Origin of the sequence: Cohnella sp. GbtcB17 (assembly GCF_019091135.1) — a bacterium.
In the GTDB taxonomy this organism is placed as follows: domain Bacteria; phylum Bacillota; class Bacilli; order Paenibacillales; family Paenibacillaceae; genus Cohnella.
In genome coordinates this window covers 48,129-55,216 of the sequence record NZ_JAGXJW010000013.1, presented here as the reverse complement: position 1 = coordinate 55,216, position 7,088 = coordinate 48,129, and the positions used below count along the sequence as shown (strand labels likewise).

The 7,088-nt window shown below is 62.5% G+C and carries 6 protein-coding genes; 4 read left to right on the top strand and 2 right to left on the bottom strand.

The features are described 5' to 3' along the window. Positions 1 to 199 precede the first annotated feature (199 nt). Positions 200 to 2,320 (bottom strand): catalase, encoded by a 2,121-nt coding sequence (locus tag KVT38_RS09245; RefSeq protein ID WP_217593418.1) that lies wholly within the window; start codon positions 2,318 to 2,320, stop codon positions 200 to 202. A gap of 284 nt (positions 2,321 to 2,604) precedes the next feature. Between KVT38_RS09245 and KVT38_RS09240 the strand changes: the two genes are divergently transcribed. From KVT38_RS09240 to KVT38_RS09230, 3 genes are all read left to right on the top strand, one after another. Continuing rightward, complete coding sequence (locus KVT38_RS09240; RefSeq protein ID WP_217593417.1) at positions 2,605 to 3,717, top strand: NADH:flavin oxidoreductase; 1,113 nt, start codon at positions 2,605 to 2,607, stop codon at positions 3,715 to 3,717. A gap of 136 nt (positions 3,718 to 3,853) precedes the next feature. Next, a complete protein-coding gene (locus tag KVT38_RS09235; RefSeq protein ID WP_217593416.1) occupies positions 3,854 to 4,807 on the top strand; it encodes a nucleoside hydrolase in 954 nt (317 codons plus the stop codon). A 135-nt stretch (positions 4,808 to 4,942) separates the two neighbouring features. Then, positions 4,943 to 5,674, top strand: a complete 732-nt coding sequence (locus KVT38_RS09230) for an SDR family oxidoreductase (RefSeq protein ID WP_217593415.1) — start codon at positions 4,943 to 4,945, stop codon at positions 5,672 to 5,674. A 32-nt stretch (positions 5,675 to 5,706) separates the two neighbouring features. On the opposite strand, the gene KVT38_RS09225 is transcribed toward KVT38_RS09230, so the two are convergent. Next, on the bottom strand, positions 5,707 to 6,720 hold the full coding sequence (locus KVT38_RS09225; protein ID WP_217593414.1) for an HD-GYP domain-containing protein: 1,014 nt from the start codon (positions 6,718 to 6,720) through the stop codon (positions 5,707 to 5,709). On the opposite strand from KVT38_RS09225, the gene KVT38_RS09220 reads away from it, so the two are divergent. Further along, complete coding sequence (locus KVT38_RS09220; protein WP_217593495.1) at positions 6,712 to 7,074, top strand: hypothetical protein; 363 nt, start codon at positions 6,712 to 6,714, stop codon at positions 7,072 to 7,074. The genes KVT38_RS09225 and KVT38_RS09220 overlap by 9 nt on opposite strands. The last annotated feature ends 14 nt before the right edge of the window (positions 7,075 to 7,088 follow it).

The window sequence follows — 7,088 nt, the reverse complement described above, 5'->3', positions numbered from 1 at the left end:
ATTCGAGAGCGCAACTTTGTTCCTGACCGAGACTTCTTGACGCACCCCCGCATACGAGAGCACCAGTTTGTTCCTGACCGAGACTCTGCCGTCCCCCGAGACCTCCCCTGAGGCTGCTGGCCGCATGAAGGTAAATCCGCCAGAACGCAAAAAGAAGCAGCCCCCTCAGAGGCTGCTTCTCCCCTCTTCCCGTTCCGCGTTATTGCACCTTCCGCTCCCAATGGCGGTGCGCGGCGATCGCTTCGACGAACGACTTGGCGAAGGCGCCGTCCGGCTCGGCCGCGACGACGACGCCGGGCTCGTTCCAGGCAGGCTGGTTCACCGAGCCCGTCGCCTTGGCCCCTGCCGGCGTCGGCGAACCGACGCCGGCGGCGGCCAGCAGGTCCGCGCCCTCGCCGATCGCGGCGATCGGCTTGTAGTGGCGGTACGCCTGGCGGACGAAGTCCACCGCCAGCGGCTGCGCCAGCAGCGCGTCTGCGCTCTCGCGTCCGCCGGCGACGTAGACGGCGTCGAACAGGACGGAGTCCGCCGACTCCAGGTGATGCATTACTTCGACTTGCCCGTCGGCATCCGTCGGCAGGAACCCGAGCTTCGTGCTCACAAGCTCCGCCGTGACACCCTCCGCGGCCAGCGCCGCCAGCACCTCCCGCAGCTCGGCGTCCGCCAACGTCTTGGCCGTGAGCACGGCTACCTTGCGCGTCTTCGCCGACTTCGCCTTGTTCATGATGCTGAGCGCCGGCGACCGCATCGTGACGGCCGGCGCAGCCATATCGGCCGGCGGCAGCGCCCCGATCGCGTCGGCTAGCTGCGCCGCGAGTCCCGGATCGACCTGCGCGAACACGTCGACCGTCCGCTGGCGCACGTCCTTGTCCATCACCTTGCTCAGCTCGAACTGGAACGCCTTGATGATGTGCAGCTGCTCCACCTCGGACAGGCTTTGATAGAACATCACCGCCTGACTGAAGTGATCTTTAAAGCTGTCGCTGCGCGCGCGGACTTTGCGTCCTTCCACTTTTTCCGCATAGTGCTTGTAGCCGCCCTCGGCTTCCGGCGCAGGCGACGGCGTGTTGCCCGACAGTCCGTTCTTGTGATAGGACACCTGACCCGGATTGATCGTCATGCGCGCCATGCCGTCGCGCTGATTGTTGTGGACCGGCGCGACGGGACGATTGATCGGCAGCTCGTGGAAGTTCGGACCCCCGACGCGCTTCAGCTGGGTGTCCGTATAGGAGAAGAGGCGGCCCTGAAGCAGCGGATCGTTCGAAAAGTCGATGCCCGGCACGACATGGCCCGGGTGGAAGGCGACCTGCTCCGTTTCTGCGAAAAAGTTGTCCGTATTGCGGTTTAGCGTCATCTTCCCGATCAGCCGCACCGGCACGAGCTCCTCCGGCCACAGCTTGGTCGGATCGAGGATGTCGAAGTCGAAGTTAAACTCCTCGTCCTCTTCGATGAGCTGCACACCGAGCTCCCACTCAGGGAAGTTGCCCTGCTCGATCGCATCCCACAGGTCGCGGCGGTGGAAGTCTGGATCCTTACCCGCGATCTTCTGGGTCTCGTCCCAGACGGTCGAATGGACGCCCAGCACCGGTTTCCAGTGGAACTTCACGAAGCGCGCCACGCCCTCCGCGTTGACCAGCCGGAACGTGTTGACGCCGAAGCCCTCCATCATGCGATAGCTGCGCGGCAGCGCGCGGTCGCTCATCGCCCACATGACCATATGCGCGGCTTCTGTATTCGTCGTGACGAAGTCCCAGAACGTGTCGTGCGCCGACTGCGCCTGGGGCACCTCGTTGTGCGGCTCCGGTTTGACTGCGTGCACGAAGTCCGGGAACTTGATCGCATCCTGAATAAAAAATACGGGAATGTTGTTCCCGACCAGATCGTAATTGCCTTCTTCGGTATAAAATTTAACGGCGAAGCCCCGCACGTCGCGTACCGTATCGGCCGAACCGCGGGAACCGGCGACGGTGGAGGAGCGGACGAAGACCGGCGTCTTGACGGACGGATCCTGCAGGAAGCCCGCCTTCGTAATGTCGGCCTGCGGCTCGTACACCTGGAAGAAGCCGTGCGCGCCGAAGCCTCTGGCATGAACGACCCGTTCCGGGATGCGCTCATGGTCGAAGTGCGTCATTTTCTCGCGGAAATGAAAGTCCTCCAGCAGCGTGGAGCCTCGCTCGCCAGCCTTGAGCGAAAATTCGTCCTCCGCCATGCGCAGGCCTTGATTCGTCGTCAGCTTCTGACCGGTCGCGTCTACCGTGAATTGCTCAAGCTGCTCATCTTTGACTGTTTTCTCCGGCTTGCCGTTGTCCTTCTTGGCCATTCGATCGCTTCCTCCTCGATATAGGGCTCGTTCAGCCGCGCCTCGCGCATTCGTATGTAAAAAGTTCGTGCCGCGGTTAACGGAATTCTTTACCCCCGACCCGAGCAGATTAAGCAGCAGGCATGACAGACAACGGACATACTATAGCCGCAAAGGCCGGGCATCCGCCGGTGATGCTGATTCCGGACGGCGCTGCCACTTGCGTTGACCTTATTGCATCGATATATTTATAATTATAGATATATAAAAATAAAGGGCCGCGCCCTTCCAAGGAGAGACTATCCATGACCGTGAATCAAACCGCAACGCCGTTGTTCGAACGATTTTCCAGCGAGAAGCTGGAGCTGGACAGCCGGATCGTCATGGCGCCGATGACCCGCAGCTTTTCGCCGAACGGCGTTCCGGGCGAAAATGTCGCCGGCTACTATCGCCGCAGAGCGGAAAATAACGTCGGTCTGATCATCACCGAAGGCACCGTGATCAACCACACGGCTGCAGCAGCCGACCGCGACGTCCCTCACTTCTACGGCGAAGCTGCGCTTGAAGGCTGGGCGCGCGTCGTCCGCGAAGTCCACGAGGCAGGCGGCAAGATCGCTCCGCAGATCTGGCACGTGGGCACCGCTCGTCAGCGCGATACGTTCCCCGAATCGGACGCCGCGCCGATCGGCCCGTCGGGCTTGGCGCTCACCGGCCAGAAGGTGTCCGAGCCGCTGACGAAGGAAGAGATCCGCGGACTCGTCGCGGAGTATGCGCAGGCGGCGGCCGACGCGAAGCGGCTCGGCTTCGACGCCGTCGAGATCCACGGCGCGCACGGCTACCTGATCGACCAATTCTTCTGGGAAAACACGAACAAGCGCGACGATGAATACGGCGGCGACTTGGTCGGCCGCACGCGGTTCGGGGTCGAAGTCATCGAGGCGGTCCGCGCGGCCGTCGGTCCCGACTTCCCGATCATTTTCCGCTTCTCGCAGTGGAAGCCGGTCGACTACAACGCCAAGCTCGCGCCGACGCCGGAAGCGCTGGAGCAGTTCCTCGCGCCGCTGTCCGCGGCAGGCGTCGACATCTTCCACTGCTCAACGCGCCGCTTCTGGGAGCCCGAGTTCGAAGGCTCGGACCTGAATCTGGCGGGCTGGACCAAGAAGCTGACCGGCAAGCCGACCATCACGGTCGGATCCGTCGGCCTCGACTCCGAGTTCACGAGCCTCTTCGCCGAAGGCAAAGGCGCCGAGAACGTAGGCCTGGATGCGCTCGTCGAGCGTCTCGAACGCGGGGAGTTCGATCTTGTCGCCGTCGGCCGGGCGCTGTTGAACGATCCGTCGTGGGCGAGCAAGATCCGCGAAGGCCGTGCCGAAGAGCTCCGGTCGTTCACGCGGGAAGCGCTCGGCTCGCTGAGCTAATACGAATACACGCCATCGAAGGCGCGCGGCGCGAGCCGCGCGCCTTTCGCATGCTTCCGGGACAAACGGCGTGTTATAATTCGAAGATGCGCGGCCATCGCCGCGGCACATCCAAGAATAAAGGAGCCTGTTTCCCTTGACTCAAGTCCGCAAAGTCATTATCGACGCCGACACCGGCATCGACGATGCGCTCGCCATTTTATACGCGCTCAAGTCCCCCGCGCTGCGCGTCGAGGGCATCACGACCGTCTTCGGCAACGTCGACGTGCAGCAGGCGACGGAGAACACGCTGCGCATCGTCAAGCTGGCTGCGCCCGCTTACGAAGTGCCCGTCGCGATCGGCGCAGATCGTCCGCTGAAGCGGCCGCCCACCGGCTTCTCCGCCCACGTGCACGGGCACAACGGCATCGGCGACGCCGAGCTGCCGCCTTCCGATCAACGCCCGCTCGCCGAGCGCGCGGAAGACTTCATCGTCCGCAAGGCGGACGAGCTGGACGGCGAGCTCGTCCTGATCACGCTCGGTCGGCTCACGAACGTCGCCCTCGCGCTGGCCAAGGATCCCGCGCTGACGCGCAAAATCAAACAGGTGTACGTGATGGGCGGCGCCGTCCAGGTGGCCGGCAACGTGACGCCGGTTTCCGAGGCGAACATCTGGGGCGACCCCGAGGCCGCCGACATCGTCTTCGCTTCCGGACTCGACATCGTGATGATCGGCCTCGACGTCACGATGAAGACGCATCTCGCCCAGGAGCATCTCGACTTCCTGCAGCGGCGCTGCCGGCCGGAAAACCGCGAGATCGTCGACTTCCTGCGAACCTCGATGGCTTACTACTTCGAGTTCTACCGGCAGGCCAACCACTTCGTCGACGCGGCGCCGATGCACGACCCGCTCACGGTGCTCGCCGCCGAAGAGCCCGGCCTCGTCACCAACCGCACGATGCGCGTCACCGTCGAATGCGAGAGCGCACTGTGCGCCGGCATGACGGTCGCGGACCTGCGGCCAAGCCCGAGCGTCGGCACGCCGATCCAGGTCAGCGTGGACGTCGACGCCAGGACGGCGGTCGGCAAGCTGCTGTCGGTCTTTATCTGAAAATAGGCGTCCAGCGTCAAGTCATCGAATCTGTCAGCCTCGAGCATGACAGATTCGGTGACTTGTTTCACTTCCGGGTGAATCGCGATGACAATTAAAATGGGGAGGACAACCGACGCAAAGGAGAGCGCTTCCATGAACGACGATGTTAAAAAAATCGCGCTGGTCACAGGCGGCAATCAAGGCATCGGATTCGAAATCTGCCGTCAGCTCGGCCAGGCGGGCGTCCGCGTCCTCGTCGGTGTGCGCAACGCGGGGCGCGGAAGCGAGGCGGTCCGCCTGCTGAATGCGGAAGGCGGCGATGCCGCATGCATCCCGATGGACGTCACCGATGCGCTGCAAGTGTCTGCCGCGGCCGAGAATATCGCGCGGAGCTGCGGGAGGCTGGACATTCTCATCAACAACGCCGGCGTGCTCCTGCCCGAGTCGCGCCCGGGTGAATCCGGCGCCGAGCTTGTCCGGCAAGTATACGAGACCAACGTGTTCGGAGTCGTGCGCGTCACGCAGGCGATGCTTCCTTTGCTCCGCAAATCGGCCGGCGGGCGGATCGTCAACCTCTCCAGCTCGCTCGCCTCGCTTCGGCTGCATGGCGACCCTTCGTTCGAGCTGGGCTCGTTCCTCATGCTCGGCTACAACTCGTCCAAGACGGCGGTCAACGCGCTGACCGTCATGTGGGCCAAGGACCTCGCCGAGGACGGCATCAAGGTCAATGCGGCGGATCCCGGCTACTGCGCAACCGCCATGAACGGCTATGCCTCCTCCAGATTCGCCGCCGAAGGCGCGCGGGAGCCCGTCCGTCTGGCGCTGCTGCCGGACGACGGTCCGAGCGGCGGCTTTTTCGGAGACAAAGGTCCGATTCCCTGGTAAATGCGGGGAACCGACCAGCCGCTTAACCAAGCTTAAATGATGATCTCCTCGATATTCAGATGCCGCTCCCGCTTCAGATCGATGAAACTGTCGCCGACCCTCACGAGCGGATGCATGTCCTCCTGCGGATCGAGATAGACGACCTCCCCCCAGCGTCCGTCGCTCAGCTTGACCTGACGGCCCAGCAAGTGCCGGATGATCTGCTCGAGGAACACGCCGACGATCTGCGGGTCCAGCTCCCCGAACGAGCCGTTGCGCATCTCGCTGACGACTCTGTAGAAGGGCATCGGCTCGTGATAAGGACGCCTGGACGACATCGCGTGAAAAATGTCGGCTACGGCGACGACCCGGCTCATGATGTCCATCCCGCCGTTGCGGATGCCGTACGGATAGCCCCGCCCGTCGTCGCGTTCATGGTGCTGCAGCGCGACAAGCGCCACGCGCGGATCGATTTTCGGATTCGCCTTCAGAATCTCGTACCCGTACACGGTGTGCAGCTTCATCTCCGCATACTCGTCCGCCGTCAGCCTCCCCGGCTTCAGCAATATCTCGTCCGGAATCCGGACCTTCCCTACATCGTGCAGCGACGCGGCGAGCGACAGCAGGGCGACCTGATCGTCCCTCCACCCCAGCCAGCGGCCGATCAGCGTGGACAGTACGCTGACGCCGATATTGTGCTGATGCGTATATTCATCCTTCGCCTTGACGGTATGGAACAGGCTGAACATGTCCTTGTTCTGCGACATCTGCAGCACCATCGGCGTCAGCGTGTGCTCAATCTCCTTCGGATCGAGATGGCCGACCTCCCGCACCCGCTCGAACATCTCCTTCGCGAACTGTACGGCCTGGGTCATTAGCGCGGCCGACTCCCCGTCCTGCGGCCTATTTTCCTGCTCGGCCGTTTGAATCTCTTCGGGATCCACCCGGTAATTCTCCAGCAATTCGATGTGCGCCTTCTCAAGTGCAACTCCTGCCGGCACGAGCACCAGCCCGTTATGGACGATGTCGTGCTTGGCCTTTTTGCCTAGGAGCTCCGCATGTCTCATCCCGGCTTTCCTCCTGTGCCCATTTGTTTTTATGGACGTACCTTCCAGTTTAATCCTTTTGGCGCCGCACTTAAAGCGAACAAATATGATACCTTCGGCGACGCGCCCGGCTTGATTGGCCGGAACGGAGCGCGGGTAATGGAGGATATCAACGCGATGCATGAGCCGGAAGGAGGTGCGGCGATGTCGATGCCCGAACAATATCTGGGTCAATCGGACCTGCTGGAGGAGGACTACGAGCGTCCGCGCGACGGAGAACCCGTTGCCGTCTCGTTCATCGAGTATTCCGCTTACTTCGCGATCTTGCTTGGTTTGCTTTATTTCCTTACTCAATACGTGCTCCCGAGTTTTTAACCATCGACTAGGAG